We start from the raw sequence: 20294 nt of genomic DNA, 5'->3' as shown, positions 1-20294 counted from the left end.
GTGCCGGTCGGCCACGCCGGCCGGCAGGTTCAAAGGACGTTCAAAGATTGGGCGCCAGCAGGCGCTCGAGATCGGATTCGCTCTCCTTGCGCCGCGCGGCCTGGTCCTGCAACTGGTCGTGCCCGATCTTGCCGACGTTGAAGTAGGTCGAGTCGGGGTGGCTCAGGTAGAAACCGCTCACGCTGGCGGCGGGCATCATAGCGAGGCTTTCCGTCAGGGTCATGCCAATGTCCGCGCACGCCAGAAGGTCGAACATCGGGCGCTTCACGCTGTGGTCGGGGCAGGCCGGATAGCCGGGCGCGGGACGGATGCCGCGGTATTTCTCGCCGATCATGTCCTCGTTGCTCAGGCCTTCTTCGGGCGCGTAGCCCCAGAAGTCGGTGCGCGCGCGATGGTGCAGTGCCTCGGCGAAGGCCTCGGCCAGCCGGTCGGCCAGGGCCTTGAGCATGATGGCCGAGTAGTCGTCCAGGTCGTCGATGAAGTACTTCTCTTTCTTCTCGACGCCCAGGCCGGCGGTGACGGCGAACACGCCCACGTAGTCCTTCAGGCCGCTGTCCTTCGGTGCGACGAAGTCGGACAGGCAGCGGCTGGGGCGCATGACGCCGTCGATGACCTGCTTTTCGGTCTGCTGGCGCATGCCGTACCAGGTGAGCGCAACTTCGCTGCGCGTCTCGTCGGTGTACAGCTCGATGTCGTCGTCGTTCACCGTGTTGGCGGGCCAGAAGCCGACGATGCCGCTGGCGCTGAGCCAGCGGCCTTCGATCAGCCGCTTGAGCATGCGCTGGCCGTCGGCGTACACGCGCACGGCCTCGGTGCCGACGACTTCGTCCTTCAGGATGGCGGGGAACGGGCCGGCCAGGTCCCAGGTCTGGAAGAACGGGCCCCAGTCGATGTACTTGGCCAGCTCGGTGAGGTCGAAGTTCTTGAAGACGCGGCGGCCGATGAACTTGGGCACCGGCGGCGTGTAGTTCGACCAGTCAATGGGCGTCTTGTTGGCGCGCACCTTGGCCAGCGGCCACATCGGCACCTGCTTCTTGTTGGCGTGCTGGGTGCGCACCTTCTCGTAGTCGGCGTTGATCTCGTCGATGTACGCGGTGGCCTGGTCGCTCAGCAGCGACTGCGCCACGCTCACGCTGCGCGAGGCGTCGGGCACGTAGACCACGGGGCCTTCGTAGTGCGGCGCGATCTTCACGGCGGTGTGCACGCGGCTGGTGGTGGCGCCGCCGATCATCAGCGGGATCTTCTTGATGCGGAAATGGTCGTCGCGCTGCATCTCGCCGGCCACGTACTGCATTTCTTCGAGGCTCGGCGTGATCAGGCCCGACAGGCCCACGATGTCCGCGCCCTCGACCTTGGCACGCGCCAGGATTTCGTGGCACGGGACCATCACGCCCATGTTCACCACTTCGAAGTTGTTGCACTGGAGCACGACGGTCACGATGTTCTTTCCAATGTCATGCACGTCGCCCTTCACGGTGGCGATGATGATCTTGCCCTTGGTGCGCACGTCGCGGCCAGCGGCCTCGTCGCGCAGCTTTTCTTCCTCGATGTAGGGCAGCAGGTGGGCCACGGCAGACTTCATCACGCGCGCCGACTTCACCACCTGCGGCAGGAACATCTTGCCGGCGCCGAACAGGTCGCCCACGATGTTCATGCCATCCATGAGCGGGCCTTCGATCACGTGCAGCGGACGGCCGCCCTTGGCCAGGATCTGCTGGTAGGCCTCTTCGGTGTCCTCGACGATGAAGTCGGTGATGCCGTGCACCATGGCGTGCGACAGCCGCTGGTTGACGTGCACCGGGGCCTCGGGCGTGCCGCGCCATTCGAGGCGCTTGCTCTCGTCCTTGGCGCCGCTCTTGGCGGTCTCGGCGATCTCGACAAGGCGCTCGCCGGCATCGGGGCGGCGGTTGAGCACCACGTCTTCCACGCGCTCGCGCAGGATCGGCTCCAGGTCGTCGTACACGCCGACCATGCCGGCGTTGACGATGCCCATGTCCATGCCCGCCTGGATCGCGTGGTACAGGAACACGGTGTGGATGGCTTCGCGCATCGGGTCGTTGCCGCGGAAGCTGAAGCTCACGTTCGACACGCCGCCCGACACCTTGGCGCCCGGCAGGTTCTGCTTGATCCAGCGCACGGCTTCGATGAAGTCGACCGCGTAGTTGTCGTGCTCCTCGATGCCGGTGGCAATGGCGAAGATGTTCGGGTCGAAGATGATGTCTTCGGGCGGGAAGCCCACCTCGTCGACCAGGATGCGGTAGGCCCGCTCGCAGATCTCGATCTTGCGCGCGTAGGTGTCGGCCTGGCCCTTCTCGTCGAAGGCCATGACCACGGCGGCGGCGCCGTAGCGGCGCACCAGCTTCGCCTCGTGCTTGAACTTGTCCACGCCCTCCTTCATGGAGATGGAGTTGACGATGCCCTTGCCCTGGATGCAGCGCAGGCCGGCCTCGATCACGTCCCACTTGGAGCTGTCGACCATCACCGGCACGCGCGCGATGTCGGGCTCGCTGGCAATGAGGTTCAGGAAGCGGACCATGGCGACCTTGCTGTCGAGCATGGCCTCGTCCATGTTGATGTCGATGACCTGGGCGCCGTTCTCGACCTGCTGGCGCGCGACGGCCAGGGCCTCTTCGAACTGGCCGTTCAGGATCATCCGCGCGAAGGCCTTGGAGCCGGTGACGTTGGTGCGCTCGCCGATGTTGACGAACAGCGTGCCCGCGCCGATGGCGACCGGTTCGAGACCGGACAGCTTCATGGGAGGGGGAACAAAAGCGGAAGAGGGAGCGGGAATCTGGGACATGGCCTCACCTGCGGAAAAGTCAAACAGGCGAGCGTCGTTGTCGCCCCAAGCCTGACGGTTTGCCTCTGTGGCAAGCCGCTGCAACGCTCCTTGGGAAGTCGCGTATTTTAGGTCGATTCGGCCAGCCCCGGGGAAAACCCCAGTTTCCATTTCGGCGTCGATCCACAGAATGCGGCCACCGTTTCCGAACGAACGTTCGTGTTTTTCAACCAACGTAAGGGAGAGCGCCGAATGGCCAAGAAGTGGAATGCCCGGCTGCAGCATGCAGCAGCCCATCCGATGCGCGCCGTGGCGCTTTGCTGCGGCCTCATGGTCGCGGGAGCCCTGGCGCACAACGCCCATGCCGCCGCCAGCGGCAGCTCGACGCTGGTGCAGGCCCGGGCGACATCCGACGAGGCCAGGACCAGGTACCCGATCGTGCTGGTCCATGGCCTGCTGGGCTTCGACAACCTGCTGGGCGTCGACTACTTCTACGGCATTCCCGGCAAGCTGGCCGGCGCGGGCGCCAAGGTCTACGTGGCCCAGGTGTCGGGCACCAACACCTCGGAGATTCGCGGCGAGCAGTTGCTGCAGGAGCTCAAGACCATCCGCGTGCTGGAGAAGAACCCCACGCTCAAGTTCAACCTGATCGGCCATTCGCAGGGCGCGCCCACGGTGCGCTACGTTGCGGCGGTGGCTCCGGACATGATCGCCTCGGTCACCTCGGTGGGCGGTGCGAACGGCGGCTCGAAGGTGGCGGACCTGCTGGCCACGCTGCCCGATGGAAGCATCGCCCAAGGCGTGGCCGTGACCGCCATCGGACTGCTGACGAACGTGATCGGCTTCCTGTCGGGCAAGGACCCGAGCCAGTTGCCCGAAGTGCCCCTGAACGCCCTCGCCTCGCTGACCACCGCGGGCGGCGCGGCCTTCGACAAGAAATTCCCGCAGGGGCGCCCGGTCGCGGGCTCCTCATGCGACGTCAAGAGCGGCGCGGCCGTGGTCAACGGCGTGCGCTACTACTCGTGGTCGGGCGTCTCGACCGGCTTGAGCCTGTTCGACCCGAGCGATGCGGCCCTCTCGGCGCTGGGCACCCTCTTCTTCTTCGGCGAAGCCAACGACGGTCTGCTCGCGGCCTGCACCACCCGCTTGGGCACGCACCTGGGCGACTACCGCCAGAACCACCTGGACGAAGTCAACCAGGTGCTAGGCAACACCCACGGCAGCCAGTTTCCGTACTACGAGAAGAAGCCGCCGGACATCTTCAAGGACCAGGCCGCGCGGCTGAAAAGCGCGGGCCTCTGAGGGCGCGGGCATGCGCAGGCAGTGGGCTTTCTGGGCCGTCGGCGGGGCGCTGCTGATCGCGGTCGGCGGCGGCTGGTTCGCCGCCGGTCCTGAAGCGATCGACGCGCCGCAGGCGCCCGGTCGTGACGTGCTCGCCGCCGCAGCCGCGCCGAGCCCCGAGGCTCGCCCGGTGCAGGCACCCGCCGCCCCCGACGCGCTGCTGACCAGCGACCTGCTCTCCGTCTTCGACAAGGTGCTCACCGAAGCACAGGCCGACAGCAAGGCCGCCCTGATGGCCAGGGCGCCCGCCCTACTCGCCAAGTACCTGCGCGAAGACTGGCGCGTGCGCGCGCTGGGCCTGCTGGAGCGCTACATCGACCTGCAGGAAGCCTTGCAGGCGATGCAGCCGCCCACGCCCGGCGACCCCGCCAACCTGCGCCGCAGCCTGCAGGCGCGCGAGGCGCTGCGCCGGCAGTACTTCGCGCCCGAGGAAATCGAAGGCCTGTTCGGCGAGCAGATCCGGCAGGACAGCTTCATGGTGGAAAAGATGGAGCTGCTCGCCAACGCCGCCCTGACGCCCGAGCAGCGGGCCGCGGCCCTCGCGAAAAGCGAGCAGGCCTGGCTGTCGCCCGAGCAGCGCGAGGTGCGCAAGGAGTCGGTGGCGCACGTCGACGTGATGCGCCAGACCGAAGCGCTGGACGCGCGCGGCGCCAGCCCTCAAGAGCGTTTTGCCGCGCGCAGCGAGGCCTACGGCTACGAAGTGGCGCGCGGCCTTGCGACGCTCGACCAAGAAACCCAGGAGTGGAATGCCCGCCTCGACCGCTACGCCGGCGCGTCCGAAGCCGAGCAGGCCCAGTTGCGCGAGACGCTCTTCAACGACACCGAGCGCCTTCGCCTGAGCGGGGCCCTGGCGATGCGCTCGGCTGCCGCGTCCAAGCCGGCGCGGCAAGGTGGCTAAGTAAGCGCAGGCTTACGCGGGCTGCGCTTCGCCCATGGCCGAGGCCGGCAGGCCGAACACGCGGTCGAAGGCCCAGTTGAAGACGAAGGTGTAGACCAGGAAGAACACCACCAGCCCCAGGTCCATCACCAGCGCCTGCCAGAGCGACACGCCCAGGCCCCACGCGAACATCGGCACCAGGAAAGCGATCAGCCCGCCCTCGAAGCCGATGGCGTGCGCGATCCGGCGGCGCACGCTGCGGCCGCGCACGGCCTGGCGCGACTCCCAGCGCTCGAACAAGGCGTTGAAAACCAGGTTCCAGATCACCGCGATGACCGAAGCGGCCACCGCCAGCATGCCCGAATGGCCCAGCCCGGCGTCCGTCATCAGTGCAAGGCCGGCACTGGCGGCCACGATGGCGATCCCTTCGTAAAGGGAGATGTAAACGATGCGACGCTGAATGCCCTGCATGACTTGCTCTCTGAAATGTTTGACTGCGATGGCTGGACTTTATTTGCTATTTACTGATATAAAAAGTTAACTTATTTCAGTTTTATTGATAGATAGGCGCCATGGCCTTCTCCAGTGACAACGTCGAAGTCTTCCTGACCGTGATCGACCACGGCTCTTTTTCGGCCGCCGCGCGAGCCCTGCGCAGGGTGCCGTCGGCCGTGAGCATGGCCATCGCCAACCTCGAGGCGGAACTCGATCTGCGGCTGTTCGACCGCAGCGGCCGCGAGCCCCAGCCGACCGCCGCCGCCCGCTCGCTCGAACCGCAGGCGCGGCTGCTGGCCGCCCAGCTCAAGCAGTTGCAGGTGCAGGCGCTGGCGCTCACGCAGGGGCTGGAAGACCGGCTCACGCTGGCCATCGCGCCCGAGCTGCTGGCGGCCCCCTGGAGCGGCCCGCTGTCCGAACTGGCGCAGGAATACCCGCTGCTGCAGGTGGAGGTGCTGGCCGCGCCGCAGGCCGATGCGCTGGACCTGCTGCACAGCGGGCGCGCGCAACTGGCACTGGTGTTCGAGCGCCCCAGCCTCGACGGCCGCGAGGGTTTTCAGGAAGTCGGCAGCGACACCATGGTCGCCGTGATGGCGCCCGACCATCCGGTGCTGCTCGCGGCCCAGGGCGAGCGCCTGCGCGAAGAGCACCTGACGAACACCCGGCAGATCGTCGTCGCCGGGCGCGACCTGGCCACCAGCGACCCGCGCTTCGTGTTCGCGCGCCACGTCTGGCGCACCGACAACGCGCTGGCCGCGCTGAGCCTGATCACCGCCGGGCTCGGCTGGGGCTGGCTGCCGCGCAACTTCGCGCGGCCGCATGTGGCGGCCGGCGCGCTGGTCGAGATTCCGTTCGAGAACCTCAGCAACGGGCTCGACCTGTGGGTCGACGTGGTGTGGTCGAGGGAACGGCCGTTGGGACTGGGCGCCCAGCGCTTCGTGGCGCTGATCGCACGCGACCGTCAGGCGGGCATCGGCGTCCAGCCCAAGACCGAATGACCGAACGGCGCTGCGGCCTGTTCAGTGCCGATGATGCCCACCCGGCCCGCCGCCACCACCGTGCGGATGCCCGCCCCCGCCACCGGGCCGACCGCCTCCCGGGTGCGGATGCGGCATGCCGGGCGGTGGCCCGGGCCGGAAACCCGGCTGCGGCCGGGGCGGCCTGAAGCCGGGGTCCACGGGCGGACGCGGCCCCGGCCCCGGACGAAAGCCCGGTCCCGTTGGACGGAACCCGGGCCCCGGCTGCCACGGATGGGGCTGCCATCCGGGCCGCACGGGCGGCGGTGGCCGCCAACCCGCCACCGGCGGCGGCGGACGGTTGCCCCACCAGCGCCGGTCGCCGTACCAGGACCGGTCGCGGTAATAGTTGGACCAGTAGCTGCCGATCACGAAGCTGACGATGGGCACGCCGATCACCGCGCCATAGGCGGCCAGCGGCACGCGCTGCTCCTGGTACGCGTAGTCGAGGCTCTTCGCCCAGACCCATCCGCGCCCGCCATCGGGCAGCACCACGTCGCACCAGCCATAGCCGTTGGTGCAGCCGACCACTTCGAGCGATTGCCCCGGCGCAAGTCGCGCCACCAGCGGGTAATCGCCCGAGGGCCCGGCCCGCAGATTGACCGTGCCGCGCGTGAAGGCCTGTTGCGCCGAGGCCGCGAGCGGCAGGACCAGGGCAAGCGCGCCGATGCCGATCCAACGCGAAGCGAATGAGGGGTTCATGGCTGACTCCTGTGCAGGCCAGCGTAGGCCGTGGGCCAAGAGCCTGTCAATCAGCCGTCACCCCGCCCGCCCAGCTTTACCGACAGGCAGCCCCTCCCCTTCGCGAAACACCGAGGAACCGGCTCCGCCGGGCCTCAGGTGTTGCCCCCGGTAGGGGGAAGGAGAAGCGACACGAAGTGCGCGCAGCCTGGGGGCGAGCCAAATTCAGGCGGCTTCGCGGTAGAAGCCGGCGTTGTTGCTGCCCAGCGCCCGGCCCGGGACCGACGCCACCGCACGGCCGATGGCCCCGATGTGATCGGGCGTGGTGCCGCAGCAGCCGCCCACGATGTTCACCAGACCCTCGGCCGCGAACTCGTGCAGCAGCCGCGAGGTGACATCCGGCGTCTCGTCGAAGCCGGTGTCGCTCATCGGATTGGGCAGGCCCGCGTTCGGATAGCAGCTGATGAAGGTGTCACCGGCCACGCGCGCCAGTTCCTGGATGTACGGGCGCATCAGCGCCGCGCCCAGCGCGCAGTTCAGGCCGATGGCCAGCGGCTGCGAATGGCGCACGCTGTGCCAGAAGGCGGTGACGGTCTGCCCGCTCAGGATGCGGCCCGAGGCGTCGGTCACGGTGCCGCTGATGATCAGCGGCAGGCGCTGGCCGCTGTTGTCGAAGTACTCGTCGACCGCGAACAGCGCGGCCTTGGCATTGAGCGTGTCGAAGATGGTCTCGACCAGGATCACGTCGGCGCCGCCTTCGACCAGCGCTTCGGTCTGCTCGTAGTACGCGGCGCGCAGCGCTTCGAAATCGACATTGCGCGCGCCCGGATCGTTCACGTCCGGGCTGATGCTCGCCGTCTTGGGCGTCGGGCCGAGGGCGCCGGCCACGAAGCGCGGCTTGTCCGGCGTGCTGAACTTGTCGCAGGCCGCGCGCGCCAGCTTGGCGGACTCGAGGTTCATCTCGCGCGCCAGGTGCGCCATCTTGTAGTCCTCCTGCGCGATGGTGGTCGCGCCGAAGGTGTTGGTCTCGATCAGGTCGGCGCCGGCCGCAAGGTAGGCCTCGTGGATGTCGGAGATGACATCGGGCCGCGTGAGCGACAGCAGCTCGTTGTTGCCCTTCACGTCGCGCTCGAAGTCCTTGAAGCGCTCGCCGCGGTACTGCTCTTCGGTGAGCTTGAAGCGCTGGATCATCGTGCCCATGGCGCCGTCGAGGATGGCGATGCGCTGCGCGAGGATGCCGGGCAGCGCCTGGCCGCGGGTATAGATGAGTGGCTTGGTCATGTCCGCGATTGTAAAAACCCCGGGCTGGCCCGCCCCCCAGGCGGGTCTTGGCGCGGGCCCGGTCGCAGCGTCAGCCCGGCTCGCCGGCGATCTCGGTCAGCGCCCGCACGAAGCGTGCGTTCTCCTCGTCGGTGCCCACCGACACCCGGATGAAGGTCTCGAAGCCCGGCTCCTTCCAGGGCTTGACGATGATCCCGCGCGCCAGCAGCGCCTCGTTGACCGGCCCGTTCGGCCGTGCGAGATCGACGAACAGGAAGTTGGCCGCCGAAGGCGCCACGCGCAGGCCCGGCAGGACGGATGCGGCCAGGGCGCGAAGCTGCGCCGCCAGCACCTCGCGCTGCTGGACGGTGCGCGCCACGGCCTGCGCCATGAAGGCCTCGTCGCCCCAGGCTGCGAGCGCCGCGGCCTGCGCCGCCAGGTTCACGTTGAAGGGCGTGCGCACGCGGTCGAGCAGTTGCACCAGCGCCTCGTCGGACGCGATGCCGTAGCCCACGCGCAGGCCCGCCAGGCCCCAGGCCTTGGAGAAGGTGCGCAGCACGATCCACGGCGAGCGGCCTTCGTCGGCAACCTGCCGCGCGCGCAGCATGGCCAGCACGTCGGGGTAGCCGGGCGCCAGCCGCGCGTATTCGTAGTAGGCCTCGTCCACCACCAGCAAGGTGCCCGCGGGCACCGCCGCGAGCAGGCGCGCGAAATCATCTGTATCGAACATGCAGCCGACCGGGTTCGAGGGGTTGGCCAGCATCACCACCTTGGGCCCGCGCGCGAGCGCCGTGCACCAGGCATCGACATCGAAGCCGAGTTCCGGCGTGAGCGCCAGCAGCTCGACCTGCGCGCCCATCATGCGCGGATAGATCTCGTGCAGGCCGAAGGCCGGGCGCTGCGTCAGCACCCGGTCGCCCGGCGACAGCAGCGCCTGGCACAGCATCTGGAGGATGTCTTCGGAACCGTTGCCGATCACCACCTCGCCGGGCTGGGCGCCGGTGCGTTCGGCAATGGCCGCGCGCAGCGCCGTGCAGTTGGCGTCGGGGTACGTGCCCGCGCGCGCCGCCAGGTCGACCAGCGCGCGCGCCACCGCCGGGCTGGGGCCGTACGGGTTCTCGTTGCTCGCGAGCCGCGCGATCTCGGTGACGCCGTAGCGCGCGCGCACGGCGTCCGAGGACAGGCCCGCGTTGTAGGCCGGAAGCGGCGTCACTTCGGGACGCGCGAGTGCATGGATGGTGCTTGTGTTCACAGGTCGAATACCTTGCCGGGGTTGAGCAGATGAAGGGGATCGAGCGCCTGCTTGATGGCGCGCATCGCGGCCAGTTCGTCGGCGCTGCGGCTTGCGCCCAGGTAGGGCTTCTTGTGCAGGCCGATGCCGTGCTCGGCCGAGATGCTGCCGCCGCAGGCTTCGACCTGCGCATAGACCATGCGCTCGAAGGCCTCGGCCTCGCCGCCGATGGCCTGGCCGTCGGTCGTGATGTGCAGGTTGCTGTCGCCGACGTGGCCGAAGAACAGCGAGTGGTGCCCGGGCCAGCGCGCATCGAGCGCCGCACGGCAGTCGTCGGCGAAGCGGCCGATGGACGCCATCGGCAGGCTCACGTCGAGGTTGATCGGCGGATGCATGTGCACCGGCAGCTCGGCGGTGGCCTCGCGGATCTTCCAGAAGGCGCCCGCCTGCGATTGCGACTGGGCGATGGCGGCGTCGGCCACCACGCCCTCATCCATTGCGTCGGCCAGCGCCTCTTCGAGCGCGTCGCGCAGCGCGGCCTCGTCCTCGCCGGTCACGTCGACCAGCACCTGCAGCGGGTGCGCCGCATCAAAGGGCTCGCGCAGTTGCTGCCAGCGCAGCGAGGTCTGCACGAAGTCGCGCCACATCAGCTCGAAGGCCGCCAGCGCGCCCGGAAAGCGCGCGCCGAGCCGGCGCAGCAGCACCAGCGCGGACTCGAAGTCCGGCAGCGCGACCAGCGCGGTGGTCTTGGCGCGCGGTGCCGGATGCAGCCGCAGCAGCGCGCGCGTGATCACGCCCAGCGTGCCCTCGGCACCGATGAAGAACTGCTTGAGGTCGTAACCCGTGTTGTTCTTGAGCATGGGCCGCAGCATCGGCAGCACGCGGCCGTCGGCCAGCACCACCTCCAGGCCCAGCGCCTGCTCGCGCATCATCCCGAACTGCAGCACGCCGTTGCCGCCCGCGTTGGTGGAGAGCGCGCCGCCGATCTGGCAGGAGCCGCGCGCGCCGAAGTCGACGCCGAACAGCAGGCCCTGCGCGGCCGCCGCCTCCTGCACCGACTGCAAGGTGGCGCCGGCCTGCACGGTCAGCGTGCCGGCGACGGCATCGATCGATTCGATGGCATTCATGCGTTCGAGCGACAGCGCGATCGCATCCGCGCACGGCACCGCCGCGCCGGCCAGCCCGGTGAGTCCGCCCTGCGGCACCACCGGCACGCGGTGCTCCGCGCACAGGCGCAGCACCGTCGATACCTCCTGCGTGTCGCGCGGTCGCACCAGCGCCAGCGGCAGCACGGGCGGCAGGCCGCTCCAGTCGCTGCGGTGGCGTTCGGCAATAGCCTCGCCGGTCAGCACCTGGCCGGTGCCCAGGGCCTCGCCGAGGGCGGCGAGAAAGCCCTCGTGGCTCATTGGCGACGGCTTTCGACGAAGTCGAGCACCGCTTCCAGCATGCGCCGCACGTGCGGCTGCACGCCGGCGGCCACGGCCGGCAGGTAGTCGAAGGGCAGCGCCTCCTGCATGTAGCTGGACTGCGTCATCTCCAGCTGCACCGCATGCACGCCGCCGGCCGGGTTGCCGTACTGGCGCGTGATGTGGCCGCCGGTGAAGCGGCCGTTGAGCACGCCGGTGTAGCCCGTGGCCGATGTCGCGATGCCCAGCAGCGTTTCGGCCAGCGCCGGATCGCAGCTGATGCCCTTGCCGGTGCCCAGGTTCAGGTCGGGCAGCTTGCCCTCGAAGAAGCGCGGCAGCACCGAGCGGATCGAGTGCGCGTCCCACAGCGCGATGGTGCCGTGCGCGGCCTTCAGGCGGTCGAGCTCGGCCTGCAGTTGCCGGTGGTACGGCACCCAGATCGCATCGCGGCGCGCGGCGATTTCTTCATCGCCGGGCACGTCGGCGGCGTTCGCGTAGATCGGCGTGTCGTCGAAGGTGTCGACCGGGCACAGGCCGGTCACGCTCTGGCCCGGGTAGAGGCTTGCGCCATCCGGCGGGCGGTTCAGGTCGACCACATAGCGCGAGTGCGTGGCCGCCAGCACCGAGGCGCCGAGCGCATCGGCAAAACCGTAGAGCTGTTCGAGATGCCAGTCGGTGTCGGGCACGTGGCGCGCCTCGTCGGTGAAGCGTGCGGCCAGCGCGGGCGGCACGTGCGTGCCGACGTGCGGCATCGAGATCAGCAGCGGGCGCGTGCCCTGGCGAAAGCGGAACGCCGGTTCGGTGGTGGTGAAGGCCATGGAATCAATCCTTGAGAAGTTGGGTGCGCGCGGCCACGAAGGCGGCTGCGGCAGCGTCATGCAGCGTGTGGCGTCCGGCCACGACGCGCGCGCGGCCCACGGACCAGACGCTGTCGATGGCGGAGGTGCGGTGGCTCGCGAAAACGTGGGCCGAAAGCATGTCGGGCGCCGACAGGCCCTGCAGCGCGAGGTGCGCGGCATCGAGCACGATGAAGTCGGCCTGCTGCCCCACGGCCAGCCCGGCTACGGCGCGGCCCGAGGCCTGCGCGCCGCCCTGCACCGCTTCGAGCGTGAACGCGGTCGCGACATGCGGCTGCGCCGCGCTGGCGCCGACGTTGCGCTGGCGCCGGGCCAGTCGCTGGCTGTATTCGAGCATCAGCAGTTCTTCGGCCGCGTTGACGCTGGCATGGCTGTCGGAGCCCACGCCCCAGGCGCCGCCATGGCTGCGCCATTGGGGGAAGTCGAAGATGCCATCGCCAAGGTTCGCTTCGGTCGTCGGGCACAGGCCCGCGACCGCGCCGCTCTTGGCGGCGTACTCGTACTCGGCGGCGTTCATGTGCGTGGCGTGCACGAGGCACCAGCGCGCATCGACTGGCGCGTGATCGAGCAGCCATTCGACGGGGCGCAGTCCGCTCCATTCGACGCAGTCGTCGACTTCCTTCGTCTGCTCGGCGATGTGGATGTGGATGGGCGCGGTGCGGTCGATGGCTTCGAGCCCCGCGATCGCATCGCGCAGCGCCTCGGGCGGCACGGCCCGCAGCGAGTGCGGCGCCATGCCGAGCCGTGCACCTTGTTCGTCGCACACCGGCTTCAGTGCGTCGAGCAGGCGCAGCATCGAGTCGGTCGAGCGGACGAAGCGGCGCTGCCCTTGCGTGGGCGGCACGTCGCCGAAGCCGCCGGTCTGGTAGAGCACCGGCAGCAGCGTGAAACCGATGCCGACCTTGCGCGCGGCACGCAGCAGCGCAAGGCTCAGGGTCGCGTCGTCGGCATACGGACGGCCATCCGCATCGTGGTGCACGTACTGGAACTCGCACACGCTGGTGTAGCCGGCTTCGAGCATCTCGGCATAGAGCCAGGTCGCGATGGCTTCCATGTGCTGCGGGCCGAGGCGCGCGGCAAAGCGGTACATCAGCGTGCGCCAGCTCCAGAAGCTGTCGTGCTGCTCGGCGCGGTGCTCGGTCAGGCCCGCGAAGGCGCGCTGGAAGGCGTGCGAATGCAGGTTGGGCATGCCGGGGATCACCGGGCCGGTCGCCACCTGCGCGCCGGCCGGCGGTTGCGCGGCGGACTGCACCTGCGTGAGCTGGCCGGCATCGTTCCAGGACAGCAGGACGTTCTTCGTCCAGCCTGCGGGCAGCAGCGCGTCGGCTGCGAAAAGTGTGCGCGTCATGCAGCGTTCTCCAGGGCGATACAACCTTGCCGCACGACGGTGCGCGCGGGCTTCTGACCGAACCAGTAGGCGAGCTCGGCCGCTTCGCGTGCGTTCCACAGCACGAAGTTGGCGGGCATGCCGGGCGCGATGGCGCCGTGCGTGTCCTGCAGGCCCAGCGCGCGCGCGGCGTGCACGGTCACGCCGGCCAGCGCCTCGGGCACCGTGAGGCGGAACAGCGTGCAGGCCATGTTGACCATCAGCAGCAGGCTCAACGCCGGCGAGGTGCCGGGGTTGTGGTCGGTCGACACTGCCATCGGCACGCCCGCGGCGCGCAGCGCGGCGATGGGCGGCAGGTGCGTGTCGCGCAGCGTGTAGTAGGCGCCGGGCAGCAGCACGGCCACGGTGCCCGACTGGCGCATGGCCTCGATGCCCTCGGCCGACAGGTGCTCGATGTGGTCGCACGACAGCGCGCCGTAGCGCGCGGCCAAAGCGGCGCCGCCCATGTCGGAGAGCTGCTCGGCGTGCAGCTTGACCGGCAGGCCCAGCGCCTTCGCGGCCTGGAAGACCTGCTCGGTTTCGGCGAGCGAGAAAGCGATGCGCTCGCAGAACACATCGACCGCATCGACCAACCCTTCGGCGGCGAGCGCGGGCAGCATTTCGCGACACACGAGGTCGATGTAGTCGCCGCTGCGGCCGGCGTACTCGGGCGGCAAGGCATGCGCGCCGAGGAAGGTGGTGCGCACGGTCACGCCGTAGGCTTCGCCCAGGCGCCGCGCCACGCGCAGCTGCTTGCGCTCGTGTTCGAGCGACAGGCCGTAGCCCGACTTGATCTCGATGGCGCAGACGCCATCGGCCAGCAACTGTTCGAGCCGCGCTGCGGCCTGCGCGAAGAGCGTGTCTTCGTCGGCCTCGCGCGTGGCGCGCACCGACGAGACGATGCCGCCGCCGGTCTTGGCCACTTCTTCGTACGTGGCGCCTGCGAGCCGCATCGCGAATTCGTTGGCACGCTGGCCGCCATAGACCAGGTGGGTGTGGCAATCGACGAGGCCCGGCGTGACGAGCGCACCGCCGCCATCGCGCGGCGCGAGCCCCGCGAATTCAGCGGGCAGCGCATCGCGTGCGCCGACCCAGCGAATCGCGCCTTGCGCGACCACGATGGCGGCTTCTTTGTCGACATCCAACGCCACGCTGGGGGCAGCACCGGGCGCGAGGCGCAGGCCGGTCCAGAGGCCATCGGCCGAGGGAAATTCGCTTGCGGTTTTCATCTTTTTTATTCCTCCTTCAAGTCAGGTCAGGTCAGTCCGGCACGACACGAACCACCAACAGCCGCGCGTCTTCACGCGCAGGCGTGGCCTGCCAGGCCTGCGCCGTGTCGGCCCAATACTTGCCATCGCCTTCGCGACAGGCCTCGTCGTTCAGGCGCCATTCGCCACGCAGCGCGAGCAACACGCCGTGCGGTGCGGGCTCGATGGCAGAAGCGCTGTCGAGCACGCGCACGTCGGCGCACCACTGTCCGCGCCGTGTCATCACATTGAAGTCGTTCGATGCGCCGCCGAGCAGCGTGCAGTCGATCGCGTCGTCGCCGCTGAAGGCGAAGGGCTGTTGCGGCACATCGAGCCGGTGGTCGATGCGCCCGTCGTGCGTGAAGAGGCGCACGCCATCGCCTTCCAGCAGCATGATGCTGCGGTCGATGCCCGCGAACACCGAGAACGGCCCGGCCGCCGCGATGGTCGCGATGCTCACGCGCCAGCCGAAGCTGTCGAGCCCCGCGCCCTGCGGCCAGCTCGCGATTTCCTGCGTGGTGCCGCCCCCGTTTTTCCACGGCATCGCCGGCAGCGTGGAACGAGAAAAACGTTGCACGTTGCTCATGACCGCCCCTCTTGCCCCTTCCCCTTCCGGGGGAAGGCTGGGATGGGGGCAGCGCCCAACGGGCGTTGTGAATGGGTCGAGGCCGTCGTGCCCCCACCCCAACCCTCCCCCGGAAGGGGAGGGAGAAATTCAAAGAATGCGGAACACACGCTCATCGCATCAACCCGCCCTGGCGCAGCTTCTGCTCGAAGTGCCGAAGAATCAGCGTCATCGTGCCCGTGAGCACGAAGTACACGAGCGCAATCGCCAGGTACACCTCCAGCGAGCGGTACGACACGCTGATGATCTTCTGCCCCTCGTGCATCACGTCATGGATGGTCAGCAGCGACACCAGCGCCGAGTTCTTGATGAGCGCGATGAACTCGTTGCCCAGCGGCGGAATCATGCGCACCACCGCCTGCGGCAGCACGATCTGGCGCATCGCCACGCCGGGCGTCATGCCCAGCGATTGCGCCGCCATGGTCTGGCCCTTGTCGATCGACTGGATCGCGCCGCGCACGATCTCCGACACATAGGCGCCCGAGTACACGCCGAGCCCCAGCACGCCGCACAGAAACGCCGGCAGCAGGATGCCGAAGTGCGGCAGGCCGAAGAACAGAATGAACAACTGCACCAGCAGCGGCGTGCCGCGAATCGCCGCCACGTACGCGGTGCACACGCCGTAGATCCAGCGCCGCTTCGGGTTCAGCCGGCCGATGCCGACCAGAAGGCCCAGCACGCAGCCGAGCGCCAGCGCGCAGGCGGTGATCTCCACCGTGACCAGCGCGCCGCGCAGCAGGTCGGGCCAGCCTTGCCAGACGGGCGAGAAATCGAGATCCATGGCGCGCTTACTTGGTGGTGGCGCTGAACCACTTCTTCACGATCTGTTCGTAGGTGCCGTCCGCCTTGAGCTTCTCGATGGCGCCGTTCACGGCCTTGGTCAGCTCGGGCGTGTCCTTGCGAATCGCCATGCCGTATTCCTCGGTGGTGATCTGCTCGGGCAGCACCTTCAGGCCGGGGCGCGTGCGCACGTACTGGTAGGCGGCGGGCTTGCCGGTGACGGCGGCGTCGGCACGGCCGATGTCCACGAGGTTGAACATCTCCTGGTTCTTCTCGACTTCCAGCAGTTGCACTTGCGGGTACTTTTCCTTGGTGAAGGAAACCGACTTGGTGCCCACCTGCACGCTGACCTTCTTGCCGTTGATGTCGGCCGGCACCTTGATGGCGGTGTTGCCTTCTTTCACCATCACGACCAGGCCGCCCGCGTAGTACGGCACGGTGAAGTCGACGACCTTCTTGCGCTCGTCGGTGATGTAGATGCCCGACACCGCCATGTCGAAGCGCTTCGAAATGAGGCCCGGCACGAGGCCCTTGAAGTCGATGTCGATCCATTCGATCTTGCGGCCCAGCGTCTTGCCGATGGCCTCGACCAGTTCCACGTCGAAGCCGGTGCGCTTGCCGTTCTCCACGAACTCCATCGGCGGGAAGGTGGCGTCGGTGGCGACGCGCAGCGGCTCGCCCTGGGCTTGCGCCAGGCCGGCAAGGCCGAAGAAGGCAAAGCCGGACAGTGCGACGGCGGCAACGGAGACAAGGGTACGGCGGGTGTTCATGGTGAGGGGCTTTCGAGGTTTTGAAGAAGAGAAAGATGCAGCAACGGCCTACTGCAGGGCACGCGAGATGCGGGCCGCCGTGACGACGGTCATGTGGAGCAACGCAGCTTCCATGCCCTCGACGCGCGTGAGCGGCGCCATGAGCGTGATGGCGCCGCGCAGGCGTCGGCCCGAAGCCAGCAACGGTGCGCTCGCGCCCCAGACGCCGGCATCGACCTCGCCGTGGGTCACGGCATGGCCGGCCTGGCGGATCGCGTCGAGTTCGGCGGCGCGCGCGGAGCGGCGCTCGGGGCTTTCGTCCAGCCCGTCGAGCAAGGCATCGCGCTGGTCCAGCGGCAGATGGGCCAGCAGGCACTTGGCGCTGGCGCCGTCGCTGGCCGGCACGCTGCGGCCCCGGTCGAACGAGCAGCGCAGGGAATGCTCGCTGTCGATCATTTCGAGGCACACCACGCGGTCGTTGACTGCCGTGACCAGCGCCACGCTTTCATGGCTTTGCTGGGCCAGCGTGCGCATGTCGGCGCGGGCCGCCATGACAAGGTCGGAGTTGCCGTCGAAGCCGCTGGCCAGTTGCACGCTCACCGGGCCCGGCGAGTAGCGCCCGTCCGACTCCATCACGAAGCCCCAGCGCCGCAGCATGGCGATCTGCCGGTACAGCGTGCTCTGCGACAGGCCGGTGGCCTGCACCAGCTCGGCGGCCGTCATCGCCACCTTGCTTTGCGCCAGCACCGACAGCACGAAGAGCGCGCGGTCGTTGTGGGCGGGGGTGTCGGTCGGGAACGTCATCGGGGGCAATCGCGGGATGTCGGGAGTAGAACCGGCGTGCAGTATCTTGCTCGCCGTTCTCACTTCCAAGCCTTGATTCCCACTTGCTGGGAATAGGCGCGCTTTTTCTTTCTACCTTCGTCTTACCTTCTTGCTGCCGCGCTCAGCCTATGAGCAGCGGAAAGCGCGCATCGTCCATCGGTGCGCCGGCCGGCAGCACCTCGGCCAGACCGGGGAAATCGGGCGAGGTTTTCCAGCTTCTCGGCGCATGGCGGATGTCGTCGCCCATGAACCGCACCGAGAACACGCGGCGCCGGCTCGGGCCCTCGACGCCGGCGGCCGCATGCAGCGTGAGCATGTGGAAGCAGACGAAATCGCCGGGCTCGATGTCCCAGCCGACGATGGGAAAGCGCTCGCGCGCGCCCTCGATGTCGGGCAAGTCCTGCAGGCTGCCTTCGGGGAACCACTTGGCGTGGTTGTCCATGAAGGTGCGCGGCATCAGCCACGGCCCCTTGTGGGAGCCGGCCACGAATTCGAGCGTGGCGGCGCGCGACACCGGATCGACCGGAATCCACATGCTGATGTTCTGCTCGCCCTCGATGTTGTAGTAGGGCTGGTCCTGGTGCCACGGTGTGCGCTGGCGCGTGCCGGGCTCCTTCACGAGCAGGTGGTCGTGGTACAGCCGCACGGTCCGCGAGCCCATGAGGCGCTGCGCGAGTCGCGCGAGCGGCGCCTCGAAGATGAAGCGGCGGAAGGCGTCGATGTCCTGCCAGTTGCAGAAGTCCTCGAAGAAACGGCCCGGATCATCGGGCCGGCTCGCCACCTTGGCGCGCGGGCTGGGCGCCGCGAGGTTCGCCTCGATGCCATCGCGCAGCAGCGCCAGTTCATCTGGCGTGAGCAACTGGCGGATGCAGACCGCGCCGTCGCGCTGGAACTGCGCGACCAGCGCGTCGTCCACGCGTTCCTGCACGCGGCGCTGCAGGTCGGGGGCATCGAAGGTCATCGTCGGGTCTCCTTGTTTGGGGGTGTGTCGGGGACCCGCTTTTTTACTTCACTCGCCGGGCCTACTTGATCATCGGCAGCTTCAGGCCCTGCTTCTTCGCCGTCGCCACCGCGATGTCGTAGCCCGCGTCCGCATGGCGCATGACGCCGGTGGCCGGGTCGTTGAAGAGCACGCGCTCGATGCGCTTGGCGGCAGCGTCGGTGCCGTCGCACACGATCACCACGCCCGAGTGCTGCGAGTAGCCCATGCCCACGCCACCGCCGTGGTGCAGGCTGACCCAGGTGGCGCCACCCGCGGTGTTGAGCAGCGCATTGAGCAGCGGCCAGTCAGACACGGCATCGGTGCCGTCCTTCATGGCTTCGGTCTCGCGGTTCGGGCTGGCGACCGAGCCGGTGTCCAGGTGGTCGCGGCCGATGACGATGGGCGCCTTCAGCTCGCCGTTCTTCACCATCTCGTTGAAGGCCAGGCCGGCGATGTGGCGTTCGCCCAGGCCCAGCCAGCAGATGCGCGCGGGCAGGCCCTGGAAGCTGATGCGCTCGCGCGCCATGTCGAGCCAGCGGTGCGTGTGCTTGTTCTCGGGGAACAGCTCCTTGATCTTGGCGTCGGTCTTGTAGATGTCTTCCGGATCACCCGAGAGCGCCACCCAGCGGAACGGGCCCTTGCCCTCGCAGAACAGCGGGCGGATGTAGGCGGGCACGAAGCCGGGGAAGTCGAAGGCGTTCTTCACGCCTTCGTCGAACGCGACCTGGCGGATGTTGTTGCCGTAGTCGACCGTGGGAATGCCCATGGCCTGGAAGTCGAGCATGGCCTGCACGTGCACGGCGCACGACTTGGCTGCCGCCTTCTTCAGCGCGTCGTGCTGCGACACGTCCTTCATCGCGGCCTGCCACTGCGGCACGCTCCAGCCCGAGGGCAGGTAGCCGTTGATCAGGTCGTGCGCGGAGGTCTGGTCGGTCACGAGGTCGGGCTTGATGCCGCCGGCCTTCGCGCGCTTGACCAGTTCGGGGAGGATGTCGGCCGCGTTGCCCAGCAGCGCGATCGACACGGCTTCCTTCGCGTCGGTGTGCTGCTTGATCAGCTCGAAGGCGTGGTCGATGTCGCGCGCCTGCTTGTCGACGTAGCGCGTGCGCAGGCGGAAGTCGATGCTGCTCTGCTGGCACTCGATGTTGAGCGACACCGCACCGGCCAGCGTGGCCGCCAGCGGCTGCGCGCCACCCATGCCGCCCAGGCCGGCCGTCAGGATCCACTTGCCCGCGAGGCTGTTGTTGTAGTGCTGGCGGCCGGCTTCGACAAAAGTCTCGAAGGTGCCCTGCACGATGCCCTGGCTGCCGATGTAGATCCAGCTGCCAGCAGTCATCTGGCCGTACATGAAGAGGCCCTGGCGGTCGAGTTCGTTGAAGTGCTCCCAGTTGGCCCACTTCGGCACGAGGTTCGAGTTGGCCAGCAGCACGCGCGGTGCGTTCTCGTGCGTCTTGAACACGCCGACCGGCTTGCCCGATTGAATCAGCAGCGTCTCGTCGTCGTTCAGTTCCTTCAGCGACGCGAGGATCTGGTCGTAGCACTCCCAGTTGCGCGCGGCGCGGCCGATGCCGCCGTACACCACGAGGTCTTGCGGGCGCTCGGCCACCTCGGCGTCGAGGTTGTTCTGCAGCATGCGGAACGGCGCCTCGGTGAGCCAGCTCTTGCAGTTGAGCTCGCTGCCGCGCGGCGCGCGGATCACGCGCGTCGGGTCATGGCGCGGGTCGGTGGCGTCGGGGTTGTTGAGGGCGAATTTGTCGGGAGCGTTCATGGTGTGGTT

At 68.6% G+C, this 20294-nt stretch carries 18 protein-coding genes and 1 riboswitch; of the genes, 3 read left to right on the top strand and 15 right to left on the bottom strand.

Features of this window, described 5'->3' with window-relative positions; translation table 11 throughout:
* Positions 1 to 40: 40 nt before the first annotated feature.
* Positions 41 to 2755 (bottom strand): methionine synthase, encoded by a 2715-nt coding sequence (gene metH, locus ACSFB7_RS36490; RefSeq protein WP_435477219.1) that lies wholly within the window; start codon positions 2753 to 2755, stop codon positions 41 to 43.
* Positions 2756 to 2822: 67 nt separating this feature from the next.
* Positions 2823 to 2898, bottom strand: a riboswitch (S-adenosyl-L-homocysteine riboswitch).
* Positions 2899 to 3031: 133 nt separating this feature from the next.
* Between metH and ACSFB7_RS36485 the strand changes: the two genes are divergently transcribed.
* Entirely contained in the window at positions 3032 to 4081 is a 1050-nt protein-coding gene (locus tag ACSFB7_RS36485) for an esterase/lipase family protein (protein WP_435477218.1), read from the top strand.
* 10 nt (positions 4082 to 4091) lie between these two features.
* Positions 4092 to 5018 (top strand): lipase secretion chaperone, encoded by a 927-nt coding sequence (locus tag ACSFB7_RS36480; RefSeq protein WP_435477217.1) that lies wholly within the window; start codon positions 4092 to 4094, stop codon positions 5016 to 5018.
* Between the two features lie 12 nt (positions 5019 to 5030).
* Here ACSFB7_RS36480 and ACSFB7_RS36475 read toward each other — a convergent pair whose 3' ends face one another.
* Entirely contained in the window at positions 5031 to 5468 is a 438-nt protein-coding gene (locus ACSFB7_RS36475) for a PACE efflux transporter (RefSeq protein WP_435477216.1), read from the bottom strand.
* Between the two features lie 101 nt (positions 5469 to 5569).
* Here ACSFB7_RS36475 and ACSFB7_RS36470 point away from each other — a divergent pair, with 101 nt between their 5' ends.
* Positions 5570 to 6490 carry a LysR family transcriptional regulator gene (locus ACSFB7_RS36470; protein WP_435477215.1) on the top strand — a complete coding sequence of 307 codons (921 nt, stop codon included), beginning with the start codon at positions 5570 to 5572 and terminating at the stop codon, positions 6488 to 6490.
* A 21-nt stretch (positions 6491 to 6511) separates the two neighbouring features.
* On the opposite strand, the gene ACSFB7_RS36465 is transcribed toward ACSFB7_RS36470, so the two are convergent.
* The 13 genes from ACSFB7_RS36465 to hutU all read right to left on the bottom strand — a co-directional run bounded on the left by ACSFB7_RS36465 (position 6512) and on the right by hutU (position 20285).
* Positions 6512 to 7210 (bottom strand): SH3 domain-containing protein, encoded by a 699-nt coding sequence (locus ACSFB7_RS36465; RefSeq protein WP_435477213.1) that lies wholly within the window; start codon positions 7208 to 7210, stop codon positions 6512 to 6514.
* A 204-nt stretch (positions 7211 to 7414) separates the two neighbouring features.
* The gene (locus ACSFB7_RS36460) at positions 7415 to 8470 is read right to left on the bottom strand and encodes a homocysteine S-methyltransferase family protein (protein WP_435477212.1); all 1056 of its coding nucleotides are present in this window, start codon (positions 8468 to 8470) and stop codon (positions 7415 to 7417) included.
* 70 nt (positions 8471 to 8540) lie between these two features.
* Entirely contained in the window at positions 8541 to 9701 is a 1161-nt protein-coding gene (locus ACSFB7_RS36455; protein ID WP_435477211.1) for a histidinol-phosphate transaminase, read from the bottom strand.
* Positions 9698 to 11086 carry an FAD-binding oxidoreductase gene (locus ACSFB7_RS36450; protein ID WP_435477210.1) on the bottom strand — a complete coding sequence of 463 codons (1389 nt, stop codon included), beginning with the start codon at positions 11084 to 11086 and terminating at the stop codon, positions 9698 to 9700. Before ACSFB7_RS36450 ends, ACSFB7_RS36455 begins: the two co-directional genes overlap by 4 nt.
* Entirely contained in the window at positions 11083 to 11904 is an 822-nt protein-coding gene (gene hutG, locus ACSFB7_RS36445) for an N-formylglutamate deformylase (protein WP_435477209.1), read from the bottom strand. The genes ACSFB7_RS36450 and hutG overlap by 4 nt, the downstream gene beginning before the upstream one ends.
* 4 nt (positions 11905 to 11908) lie before the next feature.
* On the bottom strand, positions 11909 to 13291 hold the full coding sequence (locus tag ACSFB7_RS36440; protein WP_435477207.1) for a formimidoylglutamate deiminase: 1383 nt from the start codon (positions 13289 to 13291) through the stop codon (positions 11909 to 11911).
* Positions 13288 to 14538 carry an imidazolonepropionase gene (hutI, locus tag ACSFB7_RS36435; RefSeq protein ID WP_435477206.1) on the bottom strand — a complete coding sequence of 417 codons (1251 nt, stop codon included), beginning with the start codon at positions 14536 to 14538 and terminating at the stop codon, positions 13288 to 13290. Before hutI ends, ACSFB7_RS36440 begins: the two co-directional genes overlap by 4 nt.
* 31 nt (positions 14539 to 14569) lie before the next feature.
* Positions 14570 to 15142 (bottom strand): HutD/Ves family protein, encoded by a 573-nt coding sequence (locus ACSFB7_RS36430; RefSeq protein WP_435477204.1) that lies wholly within the window; start codon positions 15140 to 15142, stop codon positions 14570 to 14572.
* A 151-nt stretch (positions 15143 to 15293) separates the two neighbouring features.
* Positions 15294 to 15962 carry an amino acid ABC transporter permease gene (locus tag ACSFB7_RS36425; RefSeq protein ID WP_435477203.1) on the bottom strand — a complete coding sequence of 223 codons (669 nt, stop codon included), beginning with the start codon at positions 15960 to 15962 and terminating at the stop codon, positions 15294 to 15296.
* 7 nt (positions 15963 to 15969) lie between these two features.
* The gene (locus ACSFB7_RS36420; RefSeq protein ID WP_435477202.1) at positions 15970 to 16731 is read right to left on the bottom strand and encodes a transporter substrate-binding domain-containing protein; all 762 of its coding nucleotides are present in this window, start codon (positions 16729 to 16731) and stop codon (positions 15970 to 15972) included.
* Between the two features lie 48 nt (positions 16732 to 16779).
* Positions 16780 to 17514: an IclR family transcriptional regulator gene (locus tag ACSFB7_RS36415; RefSeq protein WP_435477201.1), complete on the bottom strand. Its 735-nt coding sequence runs from the start codon at positions 17512 to 17514 to the stop codon at positions 16780 to 16782.
* Between the two features lie 142 nt (positions 17515 to 17656).
* Entirely contained in the window at positions 17657 to 18496 is an 840-nt protein-coding gene (locus tag ACSFB7_RS36410; RefSeq protein WP_435477200.1) for a phytanoyl-CoA dioxygenase family protein, read from the bottom strand.
* Positions 18497 to 18557: 61 nt separating this feature from the next.
* Entirely contained in the window at positions 18558 to 20285 is a 1728-nt protein-coding gene (gene hutU, locus ACSFB7_RS36405) for a urocanate hydratase (protein WP_435477199.1), read from the bottom strand.
* Positions 20286 to 20294: the final 9 nt, after the last annotated feature.

The sequence above is a fragment of the Variovorax raffinosi genome (assembly GCF_051216615.1).
In the GTDB taxonomy this organism is placed as follows: domain Bacteria; phylum Pseudomonadota; class Gammaproteobacteria; order Burkholderiales; family Burkholderiaceae_C; genus Variovorax.
The sequence above is the reverse complement of the archived record's forward strand: the minus strand, read 5'-3'. Positions and strand labels throughout refer to the sequence as shown.

Bases quoted from the DNA above. Each gene is read 5' to 3' on its own strand.
- metH (WP_435477219.1), bottom strand. From the start codon at position 2,755: ATGAAGCTGTCCGGTCTCGAACCGGTCGCCATCGGCGCGGGCACGCTG.
- ACSFB7_RS36485 (WP_435477218.1), top strand. From the start codon at position 3,032: ATGGCCAAGAAGTGGAATGCCCGGCTGCAGCATGCAGCAGCCCATCCG.
- ACSFB7_RS36480 (WP_435477217.1), top strand. From the start codon at position 4,092: ATGCGCAGGCAGTGGGCTTTCTGGGCCGTCGGCGGGGCGCTGCTGATC.
- ACSFB7_RS36475 (WP_435477216.1), bottom strand. From the start codon at position 5,468: ATGCAGGGCATTCAGCGTCGCATCGTTTACATCTCCCTTTACGAAGGG.
- ACSFB7_RS36470 (WP_435477215.1), top strand. From the start codon at position 5,570: ATGGCCTTCTCCAGTGACAACGTCGAAGTCTTCCTGACCGTGATCGAC.
- ACSFB7_RS36465 (WP_435477213.1), bottom strand. From the start codon at position 7,210: ATGAACCCCTCATTCGCTTCGCGTTGGATCGGCATCGGCGCGCTTGCC.
- ACSFB7_RS36460 (WP_435477212.1), bottom strand. From the start codon at position 8,470: ATGACCAAGCCACTCATCTATACCCGCGGCCAGGCGCTGCCCGGCATC.
- ACSFB7_RS36450 (WP_435477210.1), bottom strand. From the start codon at position 11,086: ATGAGCCACGAGGGCTTTCTCGCCGCCCTCGGCGAGGCCCTGGGCACC.
- hutG (WP_435477209.1), bottom strand. From the start codon at position 11,904: ATGGCCTTCACCACCACCGAACCGGCGTTCCGCTTTCGCCAGGGCACG.
- ACSFB7_RS36440 (WP_435477207.1), bottom strand. From the start codon at position 13,291: ATGACGCGCACACTTTTCGCAGCCGACGCGCTGCTGCCCGCAGGCTGG.
- hutI (WP_435477206.1), bottom strand. From the start codon at position 14,538: ATGAAAACCGCAAGCGAATTTCCCTCGGCCGATGGCCTCTGGACCGGC.
- ACSFB7_RS36430 (WP_435477204.1), bottom strand. From the start codon at position 15,142: ATGAGCAACGTGCAACGTTTTTCTCGTTCCACGCTGCCGGCGATGCCG.
- ACSFB7_RS36425 (WP_435477203.1), bottom strand. From the start codon at position 15,962: ATGGATCTCGATTTCTCGCCCGTCTGGCAAGGCTGGCCCGACCTGCTG.
- ACSFB7_RS36420 (WP_435477202.1), bottom strand. From the start codon at position 16,731: ATGAACACCCGCCGTACCCTTGTCTCCGTTGCCGCCGTCGCACTGTCC.
- ACSFB7_RS36415 (WP_435477201.1), bottom strand. From the start codon at position 17,514: ATGACGTTCCCGACCGACACCCCCGCCCACAACGACCGCGCGCTCTTC.
- ACSFB7_RS36410 (WP_435477200.1), bottom strand. From the start codon at position 18,496: ATGACCTTCGATGCCCCCGACCTGCAGCGCCGCGTGCAGGAACGCGTG.
- hutU (WP_435477199.1), bottom strand. From the start codon at position 20,285: ATGAACGCTCCCGACAAATTCGCCCTCAACAACCCCGACGCCACCGAC.